This is a genomic window from Glaciimonas sp. GNP009, from assembly GCF_054343755.1.
The window spans coordinates 4,514,272-4,537,429 of the sequence record NZ_JBTGUV010000004.1 but is presented as its reverse complement, the minus strand read 5'-3'; the positions used below and the strand labels follow the sequence as shown (position 1 = coordinate 4,537,429).

The window sequence follows — 23,158 nt, the reverse complement described above, 5'->3', positions numbered from 1 at the left end:
TACGGCTTTCACCTTACATTTATGTCGACGGAGATTTTATGGATTTTTCAAGTTTATTAGCAACCTTGGGTATGGCCGATTGGGATATGGCCAAATTTTTTACGGCGCTCTTATCGATCGTCGTCATTGATCTGGTTCTTGCGGGTGATAACGCTATTGTGATCGCGATGGCCGCTCGTAATCTACCCGATCATTTACGCAAAAAAGCCATTATCTGGGGAACCTTAGGCGCTGTCATTACGCGCGTATTAATGACTATTGCGGTCGTATGGCTGTTGAAAATTCCGGGCTTGCTGTTACTCGGTGGCGCTGCGCTGCTGTGGATTGCTTATCGCTTACTAAGCGATTCAAGTGCTCACAATATTGACGGAAGTAAAATCAATAGTATGGCTGTGGCGCTGAAAACCATCATTATTGCCGATACTGTCATGGGAATCGATAATGTTCTCGCAGTGGCTGGGGCTGCGCACGGGAGTATTTTTCTGGTCATCGTCGGCTTGCTGATTTCGGTACCGATTATGGTGTGGGGATCGACATTGGCATTAAAACTGATTGAGAAGTTTCCCGTTACGATCTACGTCGGTGCAGCGATTTTGGTCTACACCGCAATACATATGATTATCACTGAACCGTTGATTGCAGACTTCTGGAATAGCGTACCTTGGCTTACTTATATCGCCTATATCGTTGGAATGGCGGTGGTATTAGGTGGCGGATGGATGGCATCCAAAAACAGCAAATCTGTCCATACGGGACCAGCAAATAATGGTTAAAACTAATAGTTAGGGTTCTGGATAACAAAACGCCCCGCCCCTCAGGTTTGAGGTCGCGGGGCATTTTTTTAGTTAAATAGATGATATCCGACTACATTAGAACAACAAGCGCTAGTGACCACCGCCTAGATAAGCAGCCTGCACCGCTGGATCATTTCGCAGCTTTTCAGCCGGTCCGTGCACGGAAATACGACCATTTTCCAACACATAACCATAGTCCGCAACGTTCAAAGCAGCAGCAGCAAATTGCTCAACCAGCAGCATCGTGATCCCCTGCTCTTTTAGACGCATGATGATGCGGAACACTTCCTCCACCAAAATCGGGGCAAGCCCCATCGATGGCTCATCCAGCAAAATGACTTCTGGATTGAGCATCACCGCGCGCGCCATCGCCAACATCTGTTGCTCACCACCGGACAAAGTCCCAGCCAGCTGCGTTTGCCTCTCTTTCAAGCGAGGAAAAAGCTCCAACGCCTTCTCAAGATCGTGCGCTATATCGCCGCGCGGGCGCGCTTTGGTGAAACGTGGAAACGCGCCTAACAACAAATTGTCTGTCACGCTCATCGTCGCAAACACTCGCCGTCCCTCAGGCGAATGGGCTAGTCCGGCACGGGCAATTTTATGCGAGTCAAGTCCGGTAACATCCTTGCCACCCAACGTAATGGTACCCATACGCGGCTTGAGCATGCCCGAAATGGCACGCATCGTAGTCGTTTTGCCAGCACCATTGGAGCCGACCAACGTCACTACTTTTCCCTTGGGTACCTCTAAAGAAATACCATGCAAAACTTCAACTTTGCCGTAAGCGGCGTGTAGATTAGAAATTGATAGCATTTCAAGCCCCCGCTTCGCTGGATGTTAATGGTGTGGATGTGGTCGGCGCATGAGCGACTTCTTCGTCGCTAACATTACCTCCAAGGTATGCTTCGATCACAGCAGGATCGGCTTGCACAGCGGCAGGTTTGCCTTCAGCTATTTTCTGTCCGAAATCGAGCACCGTGACGGTGTCTGAAATAGTCATTACCACATCCATATGATGTTCAATCAGGATGATGGTAATGCCGTGGTCACGAATCTTATGAATGATCGCAATTAACTCCACGATATCCGGTGCTGTCAGTCCCGCAGCAGGCTCATCCAATAACAATAGTTCTGGATTTAAGCCCAATGCGCGCCCAATCTCCAGCAAACGCTGTTTGCCATAAGGAAGATTGCGCGCCTCTTCACCAGCCAAATCGGAAAGACCCACAAACTGCAAAATACTGGCAGCCCGCACCCGAGCAGCTTGTTCTTCTTCCCGATAACGACGAGTGTTAAGCATAACGTCCAAAACATTACTACGAAACGTATGATGCAAGCCAACCAAAACGTTTTCTGTCGCGGTCATTTCACCGAACAACTGCACATTTTGAAATGTGCGTGCAACCCCACCCAACGCGATGGCGGAGGGCGTTGTACCAGAGATCACGCGACCATTAAACTCAACCACGCCAGCAGTCGGTTTATAGATGCCGGTCAACACGTTCATCATGGTACTTTTGCCTGAACCGTTAGGTCCGATCAATCCATGCACCGAACCTTTCACAATATTCAAATCAACCTGATTCAACGCTTTCAAACCACCAAATTGCATCAAAAGTTGTTTGGCACTGAGTAAATTAGTGCCAATTTCAACGTTGCCGGCGCTACCAGCCCAAACATTATCTGCGACTGTCGTCACGGGAAGAGGCTTGCGGGCCGCAATACCTTTTTTAGCAAACACACCTCGCACAAATCCGACGATCCCATCTTGCAGGTAATACACGACGAACAACGTCATTAAACCAAATACCGTCAAACGCCAGTCGGTAATATTTTCCAGTCGGTAGGCAAAAATAGCCAGGCCAACAGTGGCTAAAACCGGAACAGCGAGTTCGCGTGGCGTTTTACGTTTTTTGAATAATAAGTACGCTCCGGAACCCACGCCGGCTACGGCGATGACAGTTGCAATATCCCGAAACAGGTTAATGTCGGATAACAAACTCGGTAGCATCACCACAATCAACGCGCCGATTAACGATCCGATACGGCTCTTGCGACCTCCCATAATGACAGCAAGCAAGAACAGAATCGTCAGCTCGAAGTTATAAGTGTTCGGTGAAATATACTCTTCCGAATACGCATACAAGCTACCGGCCAGACCTGCTAACGCAGCGCTAATAACAAACGCATAGACTTTATAACGATACACCGACACACCCATACAATCGGAGGCAATCGGACTATCGCGCAAAGCTTCAAAAGCCCTGCCCAAATGCGACTTCAGAATACGGTGCACTACCAGAAGCGACAACACCATTAGTACAGCGACCAGATAAAAGTATTCAACTTCATCCAGCTTGTAACCCCAGAACGAAGGTTTGCTAAGCTTGATACCCATTGGGCCATCGGTCAGAAATGACATTTCATTGATCAATATACCGGTGATGGTACCGAACGCGAGCGTCACCATTGCCAAATAAGGACCGGTAACCCGCAGCGCTGGCAAGGCCATAATGGCGCCAAATAATGCCGTCACTACCAGACTGGCCGGTGCAGCAAGCAAGAACGGCCAACCTAATTTAAATACCAAAACACCGGTTGTATATGAGCCGATACCAAATAATCCGGCATGACCCAGCGACACTTGACCGGTGTACCCGACGACGATATCGAGGCCGAATAATAAAATGGCATAAATCAGGATGGTTTCGGCCAGATGAATGTAATACGGATTATGAAATACCAGCGGAAAAACGCCCAATGCCACAATCCCTAGCAAACTTAATGCAAATATTTTTTTGCTCATCATTACACCTTCTTGATGGCAGTTTTACCAAACAAACCGGCAGGTTTAACGGCTAAGACCAGCAGGAGTAAAACTAGTCCTGGCACTTCCTTATATCCAGTCGAGACATAAAAACCAGTCAACGTTTCGGCGATCCCCAGAATTAATCCGCCAACCACCGCGCCCATACCAGAGGTCAAACCACCAATAATGGCAACTGCAAATGCTTTCAAACCCAAGGCTGCACCCATTGTTGCGCCGGTTAAGGTCAGCGGTGCCACCAGTACGCCAGCAAAAGCGGCAGTCGCGGACGATAATGCGTAGGAGAACGTAATCACCATGCTGGTGTTAATGCCCATCAGTCCCGCTGCGTCACGATCATTGGCGGTCGCAACAACTGCTTTGCCATAAATAGATTTACGATTGAATAGCTCGACCGCTAGCATCATGCCGAGAGCACCCAGCACTACAACAACTTGCATCGGCTGCACACTGGCACCAAATACCTGAAAAGGCGTTGCCGATAGCGGTGATGGGAATGTCAGGTCATCTTTGCCCCAGATATTTTCAGCGACGTTTCTGAAGATGATCGCGAGCGCGATGGTCGACATGATCCAGCCAAACTCCGACTTAATTTTGATCGCCGGGCGTACGCCTATCCACTCGACCACAACGCCTTGTAAGGCGCCGAACATAATCACTACCGGAATCATTAGCCAGTAATTTAAAAAAGGACCGCCGTGAATATTACCAACCAGACTCAAGCCGACCAGCGCACCTAGCATCAGTGCTTCGCCCTGTCCAAAATTGAGCGTGCCGGAAGTTGCGAAAGTAAGTTGATAGCCGAAAGCAATCACCGCGTAGATCATACCCAACGCGACACCGCTAAAAACCAGCTGGAGAAAGATTTCCATGTTGTTTTACCCAAAAGACGAAAAAATACGAAAAAATACGATCTCAAATTACCTTAGTACGGCAGCTATAAGGCAATAAAAAAAGCCAGCCCCCGGTTCCCAAGGACTGGCATGATCGTCAATATCCGTTCATACAGCAAAGCCAATAAACGGTTCTTGATAGCGTTACTTTGCTAGAACGACACGGCCATCCTTAACTACACCAATCGTAACCATAGTAGGCTTAATAGCCTCGTGATCATCGTGGCTGTATGGTTTATTGTAAGTGGTGATAACGCCTTCTACAGGGGCCTTTAGATTTTCCAACGCCTCCCGAACTTTCGCGCCGTCGGTGGAGCCGGCCTGTTTGATCGCCGCAGCGAGCAAGTAGATCGAGTCGTAACCTTGGGCAGCCGAAACAGCAGACGGCATCCGCTCTACTTTATAGGCCTTTTGATAGGCCTGGATAAAGTTTTTACGCATCGGCGTATTACCATCCTGAATAAAAGTTTGGGGCATACGCGCACCATCGCCGTTCTTACCTGCATTGTCGATAAAATTACCCATCGACAAAGGCCAGCTACCGATAATCGGTACTTTCCAGTTAATCTTTTCCATGCCGTTTGCGATTTGGGCCAACTCAGGTCCAATACCGTAAGTCAATATTACTTGCGCGCCGCCCTGCTTGGCCTTCAGCAATTGTGCGGTCATATCGACATCTTTGAGATTGTACTTTTCTACGGCAACCGGCTTGATGCCGTTTGCCAAAAGTGCCTTTTCCAAATCTTCCCGACCAAGTTGACCATAATTAGTGGAGTCAGCCAGAATCGCTACCTTGGTGTATTTTTGACGTCCAACAGCTTCGTCGACAATCATTTTTGATTGAATGGTGTCGTTTGCAGAAGTACGGAAAATATAGTTGTCCTTGTTTTCCGGACCAACAAATTGTTTAGTAATAATGCTGCCAGTCGCAACACTATTCATCACCGGAATTTTTGCTTCCTGATAGAAGCGTTGCGATGCAAGGGCTACACCGGTATTTGCAAAACCAACCGTGGCGACGACCTTTTCTTTGTTGATCAATTCTTGCGCTACCTGGACACCGCGCTCATTTTTAGCTTCATCATCGCGTTCAACCAATTGTAATTGACGTCCCAAAAGACCGCCCTTTGCATTGATGTCTGCAACCGCCAACTTAACGCCGTCACGCATGGAGACGCCCATCGGTGCGGAACCACCGGTAAATGGCCCTGTGACGCCTATCTTGATTGGCTCTGCTGCGACAGCCGAGGTAACACCGGCAATCGACCAAGTTAGTAAAGCAGCGGCAACGAATACGTTAGTTTTATATGACATGGTCTCTTCCTCTTTCCTGTTATTTATTATGTTCATCCTGCGTGCCTGACTTTTAACTGCTGTCCTCGGCATGACGGGAGCTCATTAGCTAGCTACACATCAACTCGCAGGATACTGCAATTGCCTACAATTTTGAGGCATTTCCCCGAGCGATTTTGTCACCATCTGCGTTTTAGTTTTTGATCTAAAAAATATCAGACAACGCAGCATTTCAGTCCACCCTTACAAGTTCCTGACAATATGATGTTTTTTAAAAAACAGTACGTACTATCCGCACAAACAAGGCTGTCACCCCCAAACCTTTTCATCAATGAGGTGAAAAATTTTAATGTCCGACGATTTCGAATCGATTCACTATTTTTTAGTAGTGCAGATACAACGCTTATTGCGCGACTTTTTCTACCTATTAAAACCAAAACAGCATAACCAATGTCGCCGTTTTTACATCAAAAAGGTCGTTAATATTCTGCCATCCAATTAGGATGGCTGAAATAAGGATGGGAAAGGGAAATACTTCCCGGATTTCAAACGACTGCGCCGTTAAGGCATTGGATAGCTAAGATGAGAACATAACAATATAGCAACGTGCAATTTGGGAAATGGAAGACAGATCAGGACAAAGAATACGAAAAGCTAGACGAAAAAAATCCCCAGCGCACCGGGGATTTTTAGAAATTACTTGATTCAGCTATTAGATAGGCTGAATGTTCGAAGCTTGCTTACCCTTAGGGCCAGCAGTAACTTCGAAAGAAACACGTTGGTTTTCTTGCAACGACTTGAAGCCGTTAGATTGGATTGCGGAGAAATGCGCGAACAGATCTTCACCGCCTTCATCAGGAGTAATAAAACCAAAACCTTTTGAATCATTGAACCATTTAACAATACCAGTTGCCATTACATTTCCTATTTCAGTTAAGTTGGGCTTGCGCCCGTTAGATCGTTTAAAGCAAGAAAGGAATGACAGACCAATACTGCACCACTAGCTCGAATCCTAAACGATTCCGTATTATACCGGAAAATTATCGAATGACACTAAAAATATATAAGAATTACTCGATTAATTATGCTTAGGATACGAGCTAAAGAGTTTCCTGTAATTCAGTCAACCTTCTTGCTCTGTTATCTTTATAACTGATAAACATAACAAATGGCAATTATTATCTTTCAAAATATAGCAAAAAAATCATTTAGCCCCTACTTTTTCGATACTTTTCAGGCGAACTAATTTCTTTTTCTCCTACATTTTTTTAATAGAAGCATACGGATAATGCACTTTTTCTAAGAGCGAACATCACTAAAAAATCATCCAGCTAGCGATCTAGAACCTACATCAAACGATTAGTAATCAAAGATTTTATTAGCAAGAGATTAATATCGAATACAGTAATATAATCGCAGCTCTTCATACTTCTACACAATGATTCAGTATAAAAGTAGCAGTCGTATCTAATCGCTATTTAGCCAAAAAAATGCACCAGTCCCCCGTAAATTTGCATGAGACTGACATTTCATTTTAATTTCACTGCTTTTGTTTTAACTACTCTTACCAATGCCAGCCAACACCGAGACGCATCCTTCTCCCGATTCTGATTCGGTCTTAAGTCATCTACCTTTTTCATTATTTTGGCGCGCAAGGGTAGCCTCTACCGTGGCAAACCAAATGCAAATCGTGGCAGTCGGTTGGCAGGTTTATCAAATGACCGGCAGTGCATTCGATCTTGGCATCGTCGGACTGGTTCAGTTCCTTCCTGCACTATTTCTGGCGTTGGTCGTGGGCCATGTCGCGGATCGTTATGATCGTCGCCAAATCGCCCGTATCTGTTTATTTATTGAAGGCATCGCCGCTGCCATATTGGCGCTCGGCAGCATTCAAGGATGGCTTTCAAAGGACGCGATTTTCGTCATTGTCTTTATTATCGGTGCCACTCGCGCCTTTGAATCACCCACCATGCAAGCATTAGTGCCCGGCCTGGTTCCCGCGAGACTATTACCACGCGCTGTTGCATGGGCAGCGTCCGCCACGCAAACCGCCGTGATTATCGGCCCTGCACTTGGTGGATTTATTTATGCTCTCGGAGCAAGTGCCGTATACGCCATCAGCAGCGCAGCGTTTATTATCGCAAGCGTATTGGTCAATCGTATACGAATTGAAACCGTTTTACCGAAACGAGAACCGGCAACTTTGACATCGCTATTTGCAGGTATTGCTTTCATCAAGAGTCGTCCAGCTGTTTTGGGCGCTATTTCACTCGACTTATTCGCTGTGCTACTCGGCGGTGCGACCGCTTTATTGCCGATCTTTGCGCATGACATACTCGCGACCGGCCCACTCGGGTTGGGCCTTCTTCGCTCAGCGCCTGCCATTGGTGCACTTTCCGTAGGTTTATATCTGACACGTCGTCCATTAACTAAACGCGTTGGCCGCAGCATGTTTATTGCCGTTGCGATTTTTGGCGTTGCCACTGTCGTTTTTGCCCTTTCCCGCTCCATGGCACTATCACTTGTGGCGTTGGTAATACTGGGAGCATCCGACATGATCAGCGTTGTCGTCCGATCCTCATTTGTCCAGCTTCAAACGCCAGACGCGATGCGGGGAAGGGTCAGTGCGGTCAATTCTGTATTCGTTGGAACCTCAAATCAGCTGGGTGAATTTGAATCAGGTATCACAGCATCATGGGTCGGCCCGGTTCCCGCAGTAATGATCGGTGGTATCGGCACCATTATTGTCGTGGCGCTATGGATTCGATTATTCCCTGAGTTATTTAAGGTTGATCGACTCACCGACCCATCGACCACAACAGAACACGCGCCACCTTCACAGCGCAAGCGAGCATCGAATTGAGTGGTCAAACTGACCTTCGCCACATGGGACGGCATGCATAATGCCCCGCGAAAAATAATCTGCGCCAGCAACGATCATTGGTTACCGCTATACTTTAAGACAACTAATACGCCGCATTAAATTGACCGAAAGCACGTTACAGATCACTACCATCCACAACATAAAGATCAACAGGATTAACGAAAAATCTACTGATGAACGCGATAAGTCTGATCAGTGGGCGCAGCAACGCTAAAGTCACTTTCCATATTCCAGTCAATTTCAACCGTCAAGATCGTGGTTGGCCTACCTTTCAAAGTGGTCATCGCGACAAAGGAACATACAATGCAATATCGCGAGCTGGGAAACACTAACCTAAAAGTAAGCCAGATCACGCTCGGCACGATGACGTGGGGAGAACAGAATACTGAGGCCGAAGCGCATGCTCAAATCGATATGGCGCTTGCGCATGGGGTGAATCTGATCGATGCAGCCGAAATGTATCCAGTACCACCTCGTCCTGAGACACAGGGCTTGACTGAAAACTATCTGGGCACCTGGCTAAAAAATTCTGGCAAACGCGATCAAGTATTGATTGCAACCAAAGCAACCGGTCCGGCACGCAAACCACACAATCCACGACACATCCGCGGCGGCGTCAATAATTTTGATCGTAAAGGTTTGACCGAAGCGCTCAATGGCAGTCTTGAACGGCTGCAAACAGATTATGTCGATCTATACCAATTGCATTGGCCGGATCGTAGCGTAAATTGTTTCGGTCATTTGAATTACACGCACCTTCCGGAGGAAGACACTGTTCCGATTGAGGAGACGCTGACGATCCTTGCTGATTTTATTCAATCTGGCAAAGTCCGTCACATCGGTATTTCGAACGAAACACCTTGGGGAATTGTGCAATTTATTCGCGCTGCCGAAAAATTCGATCTGCCACGTATTGTATCCATTCAAAATCCCTATAGTTTGCTGAACCGCACTTTTGAAATTGGGCATTCCGAATTTTCTTATCGGGAGCAAATTGGCTTGCTGGCTTATTCACCGTTGGCCTTTGGTGTTTTATCTGGAAAATATTTAAACGGTGCGCGTCCTGCCGGTGGGCGTTTGACGGTATTTGAGCGTTTTAGTCGATACACTAACCCGCAAGTTGATCGGGTCGCTGGCGATTACGTTGCGCTTGCACAAAAACACGGTCTCGATCCCGCGCAAATGGCTTTGGCTTTTGTAACGAGTCGCGGTTTTGTCACTAGTAACATCATCGGCGCTACTACGCTGCCGCAATTGCAAAGCAATCTGGACAGTATCAAAGTGACTTTAAGTGAGGAAATTTTGGCGGAAATCGAAGCAATTCATACGCGCCAACCTAATCCGGCACCTTGATGGTTATATGCGTTGTTCATTGCGTTATTGGTTGGGTGGCACACAGCTTTTTTCGTCAATGAATTGTACCGCCATGCTGAAGGCATTTTTTCTGCCTTCAGCACTCCGTCAATAACGCATCAAGCTTACTAAATTGGCGCAAGCAATCTGCTCTATACAAACATCAAACGGATGTTGAATCGGTCTTAACGATAATCGGCGGAGCCATAACCCTTGCCCGCTGAGAGTAGCGTTTTGCCAAAACTGCACAAACCATCAATTGTATTTGGTGAAATAACATCAGCGGCAATACCACCATCCCGACTGTGTGACTGGCAAATAATACGTTCGCCATGGGTATGCCGCTGGCTAAGCTTTTCTTAGAGCCACAAAATACGATAGTGATCTCATCTTCTTTATTAAATCCCAGGCGACGACTGAGAAAAGTCGCTATTGCCAGCATAACAAACAATAACAATGACAATACAACAAGTAATCCAAGCAACGAAATTGCGGGTAACTGCGACCATAATCCTTGTACCACTGCCTCGCTAAATGCGGTGTATACCACTAACAAAATCGATCCCTGATCTACGAACTTCAACAGGGCTTTGTGTTTATCAACCCAAACGCCAATCCAGCGTCGTGCAATTTGACCAGCTACAAACGGCAACAGCAGTTGATAGACGATATTCATAATCGAATCTAACGAACCATGGGATTGGCCATGTGCTACGACGATTAAACCAACCAGAACAGGAGTAAGAAATATCCCGATCAGATTGGATGCCGACGCACTGCACACCGCCGCTGGAACGTTACCCCGGGCGACGGAAGTAAAGGCGATCGAGGATTGGACAGTCGATGGCAAAGTGCACAAAAACAAAATACCCAGATACAAATCTGGCGTCACGAGCGGCAGGAAGATAGGTTTAAATGCCAAACCTAAAAGGGGAAATAAAACGAAACTAAATGCCAATACCGTTAAATGCAAACGCCAGTGCATCGCACCTTCGATCGCCGCTTCGCGCGACAATTTTGCTCCATGAAGAAAAAAGAGCAACCCGATAGCAAATGTCGTCAACATACTAAATCCGTGAGCGACTTCACCTTGAGCAGGTAAAAGACTCGCGATTAGCACGGTCGTGACAAGCATCAGAGTGAAATTATCAGGCAAAAAACGGGGACGAACCATGGTGGGATATGAATGTGATTAAAACGATTAAAAGACGGGCAAAATATTGCAGATAATATTGCATAGCTAAAATGTCGGCATGCAATTACCGGTGCCATGCCGCTAAGCGAGTTGAATGATTTGATCGGCCGGTGGGCTACTTGCCACATTAAGGTCAACATTTTACTCCGCCTCCACCAAACTTGCAGACTAGACATCAACTGGCTTGGGAAAATCGGTTTAAATGGCCCATTACAGCAGGATTAAAACAACAATGGCACCAAGCGGCGCCATTTAGTACATGTTAATACTTACATTTCAATAAAAAACGATAACCGTGGCAGCCAGCACCAGCAGGTGTTGTTAGGTTAACCTAGTGATTTGAGCAAACCCGGCAATTTTCACCATAACCAAAACATCAGCAACCAGGCAAAATTTACCACACCGAGAGCAGCTACTACTGGCGCCATACCAAGTAAGCGTCGCCCTGTTCCTGATGCGTATCGACCAGTTACACGCCATGCCAACCAGACGCTCCACAGCGTGGTAGCAATCAATAGAATCGCCCGCATGTCGTTCGCCCAGAACACGGGTAAATGTTCGGCCCGCAAGAGGCTGATGGTAGTCGCGGATAAGCCCACAAACACACCGCAACCCGCCAGAGGAATCGTAGACTGTACCAAATGATTAAAGCGGCTACGATCCCAATTACCCAACAAACGGGTACTCAAAGCAAACAGCAACGACAAAACGGTCCCCAGCACCAAGCCGGTGGTTAAAATGTAAGCAACTACGAGGCTTCCATCCAACCAACTGAAGACGTCACTTTGGGCAGGATAATTGGTAAATATCCACCACGGTGCATTGGTCGCAAAAGGCCACATGATGTCGCGATCTATTAACCAGGTCGCAATCGCTTGTTTGATCACAATGAACCATGGACTTGCCGACCAGTGGAATGCACCAATCGCTATTCCCATCAGGCCATAAAGTGCTAAAGCACTTTCCCACAGGCTATTTTGCTTTTCGCCCAGAGAGACTATCTCTAATGTCGGAGGACGCCATGTTAATGTGATCGCCTCGCGATGATTGCTACAGCGTCCGCACATATGGCAATCGGCAGCACCCGTCATTGCACGCAAAGGCACCAGCGGTGCACAATTAATGGCAATCGTTTTCTTACCGTGCGTATTGTACGAAGCACGCCAGGCCGCCTCATTAACCTTGTAATGAAAAGGCGCCAATTTTGCCAACAAGCCGAACACACCATTGACAGGGCAAAGGTATTTGCACCAAACGCGCTTTTCCCTACCATAAAGATATCCAACGATAATCGCACCAAAGGTCGAACCGCCCAATACAAGTAGAACCGCCTTGGGATATTGATAGACACTTACCATTTGTCCATAAACCGTCGTGAGCGCAAAAGCCACAAATGGCCATCCACCCCAACGCATCCAGCGTGGAATCGGCTTAAAGAGGCCATGCCGGCTGGCAAATTCAGTCAGTGCACCTTCAGGACATAATACGCCGCACCAGACACGCCCCATCAACACCATACTGATTAACACGAAAGGCCACCATACTCCCCAAAATGCAAACTGCGCAATTAAGGTCAGGTTGGACCAGATGTGCGCCGTTTCATCGGGTAGCGGTAGAAAAATTGGTACCAGAATCAGCAATGCGTAAATGAGAACGACGCCCCATTGGATGCCACGGATGAGCGGTGCATTGAGGCGCATCCACTCGCCGACGCGTGCCAAGCGGGTTGGCGACGTCGGCGATGCAGTTGATGTAGTGCAAGAGCTCATGAGTTTAGGTTGCCAGCTTAGCCTGTGCGGTGCTTTTTGGCGCGGCACGTTTTAAAAACAGTGACACTACCACCCAATAGCCAATGTAGACCAGTAAACTCATCAATGCCGGTTGAGCACGATAGCCGGTTAAGGTGCCAACCAAATTGCCGAAAGTACTGCTGTCATCGAGCAACCATGCGCTATTCCAGATCGGATCGATCAACGTGGGAACAATGTCTAGCGACATCAGGCGCTCAACGCCGGTGAGTAATAATCCCGCCGCCAAAAATAACAGCATGGTTTCGGTCACCTGAAAGAATCGACGCCAGGAAAAAATCTTGCCGCCTAATTGCAGAAGATAGAACGTCAAAACGGCTAGTCCAAACCCGATTATTGCAGCCAATATCAGCATCTGGAGACTGTTATGCTCGCTCTGTTTAATGCCATACAGGAAAATCACCGTCTCGCTACCTTCGCGTGCGATAGCCAACGCCGCCAGTACCGTCACGCCCCACCAGTTAGCAGCCTTTAAGTTGGCTTTCAACGAGGTTTCCATTTCGCGCTTCATCGTACGACCATGTTTGCGCATCCAGTACACCATCTGCACGATCAATACCGCCGCTATCAATACCATCGCTATCTGAAAATAGTCTTGCGAATCTCCTGACAGAATTTCGCTAAAACCCAGCAACGCAGCACCTAGGCCGATCGCCGCAATGATGCCGATGCCGACACCGGCCCACAAATAAGGCAGGCCACGGCGCGTTTCCGCTCCGCCGTTAGCCAACCAAGCGTGTAATATGCCAACCACTAGCAAAGCCTCAACGCTCTCGCGCCAGACGATGAACAAAACTTGACCCATCGCTTAATTCTCCATTACATCGTTAACAAGGTATAAACATTAAACATTTGAGCGATTTCCAGCGCCGCTTCGGTTATGAACCCGACAAAAACTCTCCTATTGAGATTACAAAAAATATCAACTAAAAAACCTGTTTTTTGTCAATTCAATTTAATGGTGTCAGGTTCCGAATAACTTTATTTGGCGACAATCAAGCCCTTTGCACTTAAATGAAAATCATCAAAAAATTTGTACTCACCAGGTGACAGCGGCGCAATCACGATAAATGACTGTGCGCCGGGTCCTAAAACTTTTTCTTTGCGTAACTGAACGCTCTCAAATTCCACCGCGGAAGAGCCGGTGTTGTGCACTTCGATCTTAATTTTCTGACCAGCCGGAACTTCAATTCGCGCCGGGTTTAAGACGCCATCTTTCATCTCCAACCTAAAAGTAGGTAAATCTACAGCGGACGAAAAGCCTGCGGTGCACAGCAAACCAATAGCCAGCACACCACGTAAATTTTGTACAAACATCGATATGACTCCTGATCGGAAAACGTCCACTTGAGGTTACTAAAGAAGCACATGGTGTTACATGCCGATTTAGCAACAGCATTATCTATTAATAGCCGCCCTTTTTACCGACGCCGGCAAAAACGAAATCATTCTTGACCTCAAACGGTTTGAACCAGGCGCTAACGCCGGTTTCCTTATCTACATGCCGACCAAAGTGCGCTGCCGCATTCGCAGACGGCGGTGAGATTTTCATAATCAACGTATATTTACCGGGACCTGCCAACTTGACGTTATCGCCATAATGCGGACCGTCGTTCGCTACCATCGGCATCATGTCGCCTTTGATGACTTCTTTTGATCCCACTTTTGTGAACTGATACGAGATAACCAAATTCGGCATCCAGTCCCCTTCAGCGAAACCATTAGGGTTATCTTTTACGGCACGAATGTCTGCCTCGACATGGATATCTGATAACTCTGCCTTGCGCATCATGCCTTCTGGTTCCATCTTGATAGGCTGCAAATAAACCGCAGCGACTTCAATTCCGTTCATGATTTGCTGTTTGCCGATTGGATATTCCGCAGCTAAGGCGCTATTTGTAAAGCCCGCAGTAAACAACATCGCCAAGGTCAAAAATTTCATATTAGATTTCGCTCCCATTATGTTGCTCTTTCAGAATAGTAAATGATAATGATTATTGTTTGATTGTATCACCGCCATCATAAAACCGCTTCCCCTCAAAGAATATGGCGGTCCATGCGCGCTTACCAATGTGAGGTACTAACGCTATAGCGGCGATTACCCCTTCTTTACCGGACGGGCTTTGACGATTAAAATTTATCCCGATTCAGAAAAATGTAGATTTTTTTAACAATAATGATTCATTCGCAATTTACCCCTTCCAAAATCACGCCACCTCGGCTATAATTTTGTCTTTCGCGGCTGTAGCTCAGCTGGATAGAGTACTTGGCTACGAACCAAGGGGTCGTGGGTTCGATTCCTGCCAGCCGCACCAGAAAACAAAAGAGTTGCAAGAGAAATCTTGCAACTCTTTTCTGGTTTACGGCGTCGATAAATAACACCCTCCTCCGCATCAAATATCACGCCACAAGATTCCCTTATTTAATACTCTGGCATGTGCGCAGATACCTCGCTAATGCCATTTAGCACGGGAATCAACGCGCAATTAATCCGGCATTTAAGCTCGCATACGGCTGATAAATTGCACCGCATTTCGCGCATTTAAATTTTTAAAAAAGTTTCTCCCTATTTACATAAAACCCATATACAATGTCGATCTTTCGCGGCTGTAGCTCAGCTGGATAGAGTACTTGGCTACGAACCAAGGGGTCGTGGGTTCGATTCCTGCCAGCCGCACCAGTAATACGTTGTGAAATTAAGGGGTTAGCGCTAAAAGCGTTAATCCCCTTTTTTTTGCTTGAGTGACTTTTGAATGGGTCATGTTTTTCATTGAGTGGCTGTTCGTTGCGCCAGTCGAAGACGCAGCGTGCGCATGTCGGCTTTTTTACTCCCTTACTCACTCTTAATTTCTTGCAACGCCTCGTCCATTTCCAGAATTTGAGCAACATTGTAGTGCAAGAACAGAGGTTCCTTTGCGTGCCCGAGAATGGCGTGGATCGTCATCTCCATCGGCGGTCCTTTTTTTTTAGAATCGGGCCTACACTCACGCTGCCAAACGAAAACATGCGTTTTATGCTTGCCGCGCATCGACTCGAGAACTTGTTGAGCGAAATCGCTGCAAACAATCTAATTAGCGTTACATCGAAAAATACTCTGGAGGAGAATGTTAATGGCGAGCAAGAAAGCGCAGACGCGGCTTGATGCATCACGGCAAAAGCGTCCACCATGCCAACGGAACATGATGCGTACATCAGAATAAACTATGGACCAAAATGCATTCACGCACTGTCTAGCTAGTAGGTTCAATTGATCGATTAGAAATAAAGCAGTTGTCGTAAAGCAAAGTGACATGCGGTGGTGCGACTGGGATGCCAACTTTTACTAACGCGATGTCTAGCGCGCCATATAGTGAATCCCCAAAAAACTTCAATAAACTTTTTTTTAAGCGCTATTGAGGATTTCCAAGCCTGCCATTCGATCAAATTGATTCAAAAAAAAGCCCGCATCTCAGCGGGCTTTCAGATACTTTCAACTTTTAAATACCGCCTCAGACGGCATTACTCTTTAGCTAAACAACGCCAAGGTTTGGTCTCACTTTTGTACGCAAAAAAATGGTTAAGATACATTCGGGCCGGGCGGTTAAAACCCACCGAAATTCTAGCTAGCGGTTAGATGAAGATGCCGCCCGAGACTTCGACACGCTGCGCATTTACCCAGCGATTGTCCGCAGAGAGCAAGGCTGCGACAGCCCCGCCGATGTCATCCGGCAAACCGACACGTCCTAGCGCAGTTTGGCTCGCTACAGCCGCATTCATCTCCGCGTTATCACGCACCATGCCACCGCCGAAATCCGTTTCAATCGCGCCCGGCGCCAGCGTATTAACGGCGATACCGCGTGTGCCAAGTTCCTTGGCCATGTACCGCGTCAGCACCTCGACGCCGCCCTTCATTGCAGCATAGGCAGCAAGCCCGGGAAACGTAAAGCGGGTCAGACCGGATGAGATATTTACAATACGACCGCCGTCATTCATCAGCGGCAGCAGTTTCTGCGTCAGGAAAAATGGGCCCTTCAGATGGATATTAAACAGCATGTCGAACTGTTCTTCAGTGGTTTCTGCCAGGCTTGCATGGTAGCCAACACCGGCGTTATTAACGAGAAAATCAAAGCGATCACGCTGCCAAGTAGTCGCCAGCGCAGTCTTTACCGCATCGGCAAACGCCGCAAACGACTTCGCGTCGCCGACATCGAGTTGCAGAGCCAGCGCCCGACGACCTTGCGCCTGAATCTGTTGAACCACAGCTTCTGCCTCAACTTCGTTACCCTTGTAGGTAACGATCACATCAACGCCGCGTTCGGCCAGCTTCAGCGCCGTGTTGCGCCCGAGACCGCGGCTAGCCCCGGTAATAAGCGCTATTGGAGAAGTTTGAATAGTCATTGGGAATCCTTAGTTGTTGAAACAGGTTGCGATAGCTGAACTTTAATCATTTCCTGACCGAGGATAAAGCCATCAAAACTGGTTACACTGTTCTTTTATAAAAACAATCGAGGTCGTGTAGCCATGGATTTTGATGAACTTCGGATCTTTTCAAGAGTCGCCGACTTAGCCAGCTTCAGCCGCGCCGCAGAACAATTGGGGCTGGCGAAGGGACATGTATCGACATCTATCCAACAGCTAGAAGCGCGCCTTGGTACTCGGCTGCTACAACGAACGACGCGTAGCGTGCGCCTGACAGAAGATGGCAAACGCTTTCTTGATCGCTGCAAGGAGTTGCTGATTGAAGCGGAACAACTTCAGGTCATGTTTCAACCCACTTCAGGAGGTCTCACCGGACGACTCAGAATCGACATGCCGAACATCTTCGCCCGCGATGTCATCATTCCGCGTCTGCCAGAATTTCTGAGCGCGCATCCGGGACTAGAAATCGGCATTAGTACAACCGACCGCCGCGTAGATCTGATCCAGGAAGGATTCGACTGCATCTTGCGCGTAGGCGCACTAGAAAACTCCGACCTGGTCGCCCGTCCTATCGGACTGATGCAGATGTCAAACGCGGCTAGTCCAGACTACCTAAGCCAGCACGGCGTGCCTCAGACACTCGCCGATCTGACACAACACCGCATCGTCCACTACACGCCAAATCTGACGTCGAACGATGCGAGATGGGAGTATTTCGATCGTACCAACAACACCTACAAAACATTACCGATGACCGCTGCGGTCTCAGTAAATGGCACCGATGCCTATCAGGCAGCCGCTTTGGCCGGTTTAGGCTTCATTCAGGCACCAACACTTGGCCTCCAGCGATTGGTTGATCAAGGGTCATTAGTTCTCGTACTGCCAGAGTTCACCGCGTGCCCAATGCCAGTTTCACTGCTATATGCCAATCGCCACCAGCTTGCGCCACGCGTTCAGGCTGTAATGCGCTGGCTGACGGACATCCTCACACCTTATTTGATTAAACTGAGGTGACATGCAGTGCCATGTCATCATATTTAGCTTCGTCAATTGAACGTTAAGTTTATGTGTGTTTTAAAGCAGATCTCAGTAATTTAACAGAGCGTTACTCAGCGGGAACGGGCAAAGGAACTGAAGGTCCTTGCAAAAGTGAGCGCATACCGATAAGTCCAAAAATCGGTCCGGGTAACAAGATCCAGGCAACCTTGTTGCCGACTATTGGGTAAGCCGACGTGGTAATTAGAATCGCGAAGGTTGTGAGTAGAAATCCCAGACTGTTTTGAATTGCCAACGCACTGCCAACCAATCCCGGTGGACAAGCCTTAACTGACATCGCCGAGAACTGCGGCGAGTCGGCGACCACTGCCAAGCCCCACAAGAGCATTAATGCCAGCTTCCAGAAAACTGGCAAAGTTTGTAAAAATGGAAACAGCAGGCATATCGCCCCCGATGTTGCCAACGCCCACCATGCCACGCGCGCACTTCCCACTCTTTCGCTGAGTAAGCCACCGGCGATGCACCCAATCGCACCGATGCCAATTACCGCAAATGCCCAACCTGAAATACTGTGATACGGCAGTGTTCCCGGGGATGACAGCACATCCAAAAGCAGAACAGGCACCAGAGTCCAGAACGCATATAACTCCCACATATGGCCAAAGTAGCCGAAGGCAGATGCCCGAAATTCTTTTACTCGGAATGCATCCATGACGTTACCGATCGAGCTTGATGCGTGGGTACGCCGCTGAAGGTGCGGACCATCGCCCAGCCAGCCAACCATCAACGCGCCGACAAGTGCCAATGCGGAGGATGTCAGAATAACCGTTTGCCACGAAACCATTCCGCCAACCATCCGTATTCCATGCGGCAATGCCGTGCCCAGCGTTAACATGCCCACTAGCAGGCCAAGACTTCGGCCGGCGCTTTGCGGACTCCAGCTGACGACGAGTTTCATTCCCAACGGATATATTCCGGCTAGCGACAAACCGACGACGAATCGAAACCACAAGGCGCTTTCCAGCCCGGTACTCAAAAGTGCAAAGAGGCCGTTGAAGACTGCGCCGAGGATGCAACAGACCGCAAATATCTTACTCGCGGCGAAGCGATCCGCAAAACCCGTAAAAGCAAAAATCAACGTCCCAACAATAAAGCCGACTTGAACAGCGTTGGTTAACCAACCGATATCTGCTGCACTTAATCCCCAGAGGCGCATTAAATCGTCTGCCGCACTGTTCGCACTAAACCAGAGCGATGTACCGAATAGTTGCGCCAGGACGATAGTGGTGATCGGCTTGCTCATGTAGACTGTGCTTCCGCAAAGCGGGCATCACGCCATGCGATCGCTGCCCGCATGCCACGATCTCGCGCGATGTCCATGAATGCGCGTTTGTCCGGCGAACCCTTCGACTCAATGGCGTGATCAATGTCCAGCGCTTCTTTCAACGCACTCTGCATTCCTTGAAGTTCATAGGTCCGATTCAGCGCCTTTTTTGTTTGACTGACAAGGACCGGATCCACCAATGCAATCCCGCGAGCAATGCTGAGTCCCGTCTCGACATGCGCACCTTGCGGAACTATACGGCTGATAAATCCCATACGAAGTGCATCTTGAGCACTGATTCTGTCTGCGCCGGTAAAAATGATATCCTTTGCCTGCTTCGGCCCTGTCATCCAAGGCAACAACATCGTAACGATCCCCGCACCGAATTTCAGTTCAGGCTCACCAAAAATAGCATCTTCGGCAGCGATTGTAATATCGCAAGACAGTGCTATTTCAAACGCGCCGGCCATGCATGCGCCATGAACGGCGGCGATAGTCGGCTTAGGACTATTCCAGAAACGCATCGTGGTATTGAAGTCGAGATCGAGAATATCACGCCAGATTTTTGACCCTTGCGGTTGGCTTTCCATTTGGGCCTTTAAATCGAAGCCAGATGAAAAGGCACGGCCAGATCCGCTCACCAGGATAACGCGCACAGTCTCGTCAGACTCAGCACGATCGACGGCATCGTTAATCTCATGCAGCATCGTTTTATCTAACGCATTCAGGCGTTCGGGCCGGTTAAAGATGATGTGTGCGATACCGTCTTGGGACGTATATTGGATCGTAGTGAAGTCAGACATAATGGTCCTTTAATGTTCGCGTTAAACCCGGGTCGCTGCTGAGGCCGATGCGATGGCACCGGATTGGATCATCATCTTGAGCTGCCCTCTATCCGCCTTGCCAGTGCGTCCTAACGGCAGCTCATCAGATATGTAATAAGTATCGGGCTGCTTGAATTTTTCTACTCGGCTTTCAAGGTATTTTTTTAAAGACGCAATGTCAAGTGACGTACCAGTTCGGGGTACCACCAGAACGTGAATACGTTCACCGAGAACGGTATCCGCAATCCCCACGGCCATGGCGGCCGAAATATCGGGGTGAGAGCATAACAGTTGCTCCAATTCTCCTGGCGTAACCTTGTTCCCTCCGCGACTAATTATTTCCTTGCTTCGCCCCATGAGTTCAACCACCGAGCTGTCTATCAGGCGCGCCAGGTCGCCGGTTTTCAACCAGCCATCCGACAGGGCCGTGGTCGTAAGCTCTGGCTCATCAAGATAGCCGATCATCAAATAGGGACTGTGTATTTGTAGCTCTCCCAAAGTGCCCGATAGAACCGGTGCATCATAAGCATCAACTATGCGGAAACTAACGTTGGGCGACGGGCGGCCGATGCAGCCCGGATATTTCGCATAATCTTCCGGGAAAGAAAAAAAGTCACAGGTCGCCGTTTCGGTCAATCCGTAAATATCGATCAGGTCCGTACCCGAAAAGCGTTGTCTGATGGTAGACGCAAGCGAATGACCCAGTGATTCTCCACCAATTAAAATCTGGCGCAATTTATCTTGCGCAACTACTCGATCAATTTCTGATAGTAATCCTGAATCAGAAAACAGAACACGCATCATTGTCGGCACCATCCCGACACGCGTGATGTTGTTATCGACCAGCGTTCCCAGGAAGGTTGTTGGGTCAAATTTTTCAGCCATGACTAGCGTGCCGCCCCGCATCAATGTCAGCAAACTTATCCAGAGACCAAAGCTGAAAGTAATATTCAATACCAGCAACGTATTCTCGTAGGGTTGGAAATTAAGTAAGCTATCGATCTGCTGAATCTTGCCGTAAAACGCATCATGCGAGACCACTACTCCTTTCGGCGTACCGGTGGATCCCGAGGTAAATATAATGAATGCGGCATTCTCCAACAACGGCCTGTCAGGCGGGCGTGTCATTGTGATCATAGTTACTACGCTTGCGGGGTTGGCGGCGGCTGCTTGCATGTCAATCATCAATCGTGCCTTGGTTTTATCCAGAACCTTGGCTGCCACTGCTGCCGGCGTGGTGCGATGCACTGGAACCACGACCCCGCCCGCATTCCATACCCCTAACAATGCCGCTATATCTAGTGGATGATTCGACACGTGGACATGCACAGGCTCATTGGGCCTGATCCCAATGTTGCGAAGCGCATGTGATACGCGCTCCGCCTCGTACGCCAGCGCCGTATATGACAGCGAACCATGCGTTCCAGTGAGCGCGACAGCATCGTCAAACCTGCCGCACGCATTCTTCAGCGCATTTCCCAAGCCCATGTTTAATTTTATTTGCACAGCAGTCTCCATCCAGTTTTTTTGAGCGGTTTTACATCATTACGTTACCTTCGCAATGATCAGACAGCGTTCACATCAACTAGTACACGTCCTTTGAGTTTGCCGCCCAGCATGTCTTCCGCCGCACTCTTGACCTCGGTCAATGGCACTGTCGCCGCCGTAATACCATTTAACACTTCCAATGGCAGATCGTTGACGATACGCTGCCATGCACTAACGCGATCTTTGGTTGGCAGCATCACGGAGTCAACGCCGATCAACTTTACACTACGCAGAATGAACGGCATAACGGTTGTGGGCAGATCAGCACCGCCAGCGAGACCGCACGCAGCAACAACGCCGCCATAGTGCATTTCCGCCAGAACGCGCGCCAACACTTTAGAGCCGACAGTGTCGATCGCCGCGGCCCACCGTTGCGCTTCCAAGGCACGTGGAGCCTCACTCCACTCCAGTCCGTCCGCAAATGCGGTTGCACCAAGATGTTTTACGTAAGTGTGTTTGTCGGGATCGCCAGTGAGTGCAGTAACCGAATAACCAAGATTTGTGAGAATGGCGACCGCTACACTCCCTACTCCCCCCGCAGCACCAGTGACCAGCACTGGCCCGCTTTGCGGCGTGATATTGGCCGCTTCCAGCGCGTTAACGCAGAGCATTGCGGTAAAACCAGCGGTACCAATCATCATCGCCTGTCGCGTAGTCAGCCCTTCCGGTAGCGGGACCAACCATTCGCTTTTGACACGCTGGTACTGACTGTAACCGCCCCAATATTTTTCACCGACACTCCATCCTGTCAGTACCACTCTGGTCCCCGGCTGGTATTGCGGGTTGCTGGATTCAACGACAGTACCCGCAAAGTCGACTCCAGGCACCATTGGCCAAGTACGCACAATCTTGCCCTTACCGGTGACCGCCAGTGCATCTTTGTAATTCAGCGTGGAATAGTCAACTTTGACCAACGTATCTTCATCAGGCAGCGCATCCAGAGTCAGTGTTTCAATTGACGCATTGGTTTTCTTGTCTTCTTCGCGAAGAACCAGAGCTTGAAATTTGTTTTGCGACATGA

19 protein-coding genes and 2 tRNA genes are annotated in these 23,158 nt (G+C 48.5%); 6 read left to right on the top strand and 15 right to left on the bottom strand.

The window, feature by feature from the left end:
* Positions 1-38: 38 nt before the first annotated feature.
* The gene (locus ACXX82_RS20895; RefSeq protein ID WP_322238057.1) at positions 39-773 is read left to right on the top strand and encodes a TerC family protein; all 735 of its coding nucleotides are present in this window, start codon (positions 39-41) and stop codon (positions 771-773) included.
* Between the two features lie 111 nt (positions 774-884).
* Here ACXX82_RS20895 and ACXX82_RS20890 read toward each other — a convergent pair whose 3' ends face one another.
* From ACXX82_RS20890 to ACXX82_RS20870, 5 genes are all read right to left on the bottom strand, one after another.
* Positions 885-1,607 (bottom strand): ABC transporter ATP-binding protein, encoded by a 723-nt coding sequence (locus ACXX82_RS20890; RefSeq protein WP_322238056.1) that lies wholly within the window; start codon positions 1,605-1,607, stop codon positions 885-887.
* 1 nt (position 1,608) lies between these two features.
* Positions 1,609-3,600: a branched-chain amino acid ABC transporter ATP-binding protein/permease gene (locus ACXX82_RS20885; RefSeq protein ID WP_322240626.1), complete on the bottom strand. Its 1,992-nt coding sequence runs from the start codon at positions 3,598-3,600 to the stop codon at positions 1,609-1,611.
* Positions 3,601-3,602: 2 nt separating this feature from the next.
* Positions 3,603-4,493, bottom strand: coding sequence for a branched-chain amino acid ABC transporter permease (locus tag ACXX82_RS20880; RefSeq protein WP_322238055.1), 891 nt, complete (start codon positions 4,491-4,493; stop codon positions 3,603-3,605).
* 165 nt (positions 4,494-4,658) lie between these two features.
* Positions 4,659-5,828 carry an ABC transporter substrate-binding protein gene (locus ACXX82_RS20875; protein ID WP_322238054.1) on the bottom strand — a complete coding sequence of 390 codons (1,170 nt, stop codon included), beginning with the start codon at positions 5,826-5,828 and terminating at the stop codon, positions 4,659-4,661.
* 691 nt (positions 5,829-6,519) lie between these two features.
* On the bottom strand, positions 6,520-6,723 hold the full coding sequence (locus ACXX82_RS20870) for a cold-shock protein (RefSeq protein ID WP_010398811.1): 204 nt from the start codon (positions 6,721-6,723) through the stop codon (positions 6,520-6,522).
* A 654-nt stretch (positions 6,724-7,377) separates the two neighbouring features.
* Between ACXX82_RS20870 and ACXX82_RS20865 the strand changes: the two genes are divergently transcribed.
* Together ACXX82_RS20865 and ACXX82_RS20860 are read left to right on the top strand one after the other, a co-directional pair.
* Entirely contained in the window at positions 7,378-8,670 is a 1,293-nt protein-coding gene (locus tag ACXX82_RS20865; protein ID WP_323518635.1) for an MFS transporter, read from the top strand.
* A 324-nt stretch (positions 8,671-8,994) separates the two neighbouring features.
* Positions 8,995-10,044 carry an NADP(H)-dependent aldo-keto reductase gene (locus tag ACXX82_RS20860; protein ID WP_458563627.1) on the top strand — a complete coding sequence of 350 codons (1,050 nt, stop codon included), beginning with the start codon at positions 8,995-8,997 and terminating at the stop codon, positions 10,042-10,044.
* Between the two features lie 163 nt (positions 10,045-10,207).
* On the opposite strand, the gene ACXX82_RS20855 is transcribed toward ACXX82_RS20860, so the two are convergent.
* From ACXX82_RS20855 to ACXX82_RS20835, 5 genes are all read right to left on the bottom strand, one after another.
* Positions 10,208-11,218: a bile acid:sodium symporter family protein gene (locus ACXX82_RS20855; protein ID WP_322238051.1), complete on the bottom strand. Its 1,011-nt coding sequence runs from the start codon at positions 11,216-11,218 to the stop codon at positions 10,208-10,210.
* A 380-nt stretch (positions 11,219-11,598) separates the two neighbouring features.
* Positions 11,599-12,939: a 4Fe-4S binding protein gene (locus tag ACXX82_RS20850; RefSeq protein WP_322240623.1), complete on the bottom strand. Its 1,341-nt coding sequence runs from the start codon at positions 12,937-12,939 to the stop codon at positions 11,599-11,601.
* A 73-nt stretch (positions 12,940-13,012) separates the two neighbouring features.
* Positions 13,013-13,852, bottom strand: a complete 840-nt coding sequence (locus ACXX82_RS20845) for an FTR1 family iron permease (RefSeq protein ID WP_322238050.1) — start codon at positions 13,850-13,852, stop codon at positions 13,013-13,015.
* Between the two features lie 176 nt (positions 13,853-14,028).
* Complete coding sequence (locus tag ACXX82_RS20840) at positions 14,029-14,364, bottom strand: cupredoxin domain-containing protein (protein WP_322238048.1); 336 nt, start codon at positions 14,362-14,364, stop codon at positions 14,029-14,031.
* An 88-nt stretch (positions 14,365-14,452) separates the two neighbouring features.
* Positions 14,453-14,989, bottom strand: coding sequence for an iron transporter (locus ACXX82_RS20835; RefSeq protein ID WP_322238046.1), 537 nt, complete (start codon positions 14,987-14,989; stop codon positions 14,453-14,455).
* Positions 14,990-15,285: 296 nt separating this feature from the next.
* On the opposite strand from ACXX82_RS20835, the gene ACXX82_RS20830 reads away from it, so the two are divergent.
* Positions 15,286-15,362, top strand: a tRNA-Arg gene (locus ACXX82_RS20830).
* A gap of 288 nt (positions 15,363-15,650) precedes the next feature.
* Positions 15,651-15,727 (top strand) — tRNA-Arg (locus tag ACXX82_RS20825).
* Between the two features lie 929 nt (positions 15,728-16,656).
* Here ACXX82_RS20825 and ACXX82_RS20820 read toward each other — a convergent pair.
* Complete coding sequence (locus tag ACXX82_RS20820) at positions 16,657-17,424, bottom strand: SDR family NAD(P)-dependent oxidoreductase (protein ID WP_322238044.1); 768 nt, start codon at positions 17,422-17,424, stop codon at positions 16,657-16,659.
* Positions 17,425-17,547: 123 nt separating this feature from the next.
* Here ACXX82_RS20820 and ACXX82_RS20815 point away from each other — a divergent pair, with 123 nt between their 5' ends.
* On the top strand, positions 17,548-18,459 hold the full coding sequence (locus tag ACXX82_RS20815; RefSeq protein WP_323506327.1) for a LysR family transcriptional regulator: 912 nt from the start codon (positions 17,548-17,550) through the stop codon (positions 18,457-18,459).
* 91 nt (positions 18,460-18,550) lie between these two features.
* Here the strand turns inward: ACXX82_RS20815 and ACXX82_RS20810 are convergent, their stop codons facing one another.
* Genes ACXX82_RS20810 through ACXX82_RS20795 form a run of 4 tightly spaced genes read right to left on the bottom strand, consistent with a single transcriptional unit; the run spans position 18,551 to position 23,156 of the window.
* Entirely contained in the window at positions 18,551-19,744 is a 1,194-nt protein-coding gene (locus tag ACXX82_RS20810) for an MFS transporter (RefSeq protein ID WP_458563626.1), read from the bottom strand.
* On the bottom strand, positions 19,741-20,568 hold the full coding sequence (locus ACXX82_RS20805; protein ID WP_458563625.1) for an enoyl-CoA hydratase/isomerase family protein: 828 nt from the start codon (positions 20,566-20,568) through the stop codon (positions 19,741-19,743). The genes ACXX82_RS20810 and ACXX82_RS20805 overlap by 4 nt, the downstream gene beginning before the upstream one ends.
* 21 nt (positions 20,569-20,589) lie before the next feature.
* On the bottom strand, positions 20,590-22,095 hold the full coding sequence (locus tag ACXX82_RS20800; protein ID WP_323506330.1) for a class I adenylate-forming enzyme family protein: 1,506 nt from the start codon (positions 22,093-22,095) through the stop codon (positions 20,590-20,592).
* Between the two features lie 59 nt (positions 22,096-22,154).
* A complete protein-coding gene (locus ACXX82_RS20795) occupies positions 22,155-23,156 on the bottom strand; it encodes an MDR family oxidoreductase (RefSeq protein WP_322238034.1) in 1,002 nt (333 codons plus the stop codon).
* Positions 23,157-23,158 lie beyond the last annotated feature (2 nt).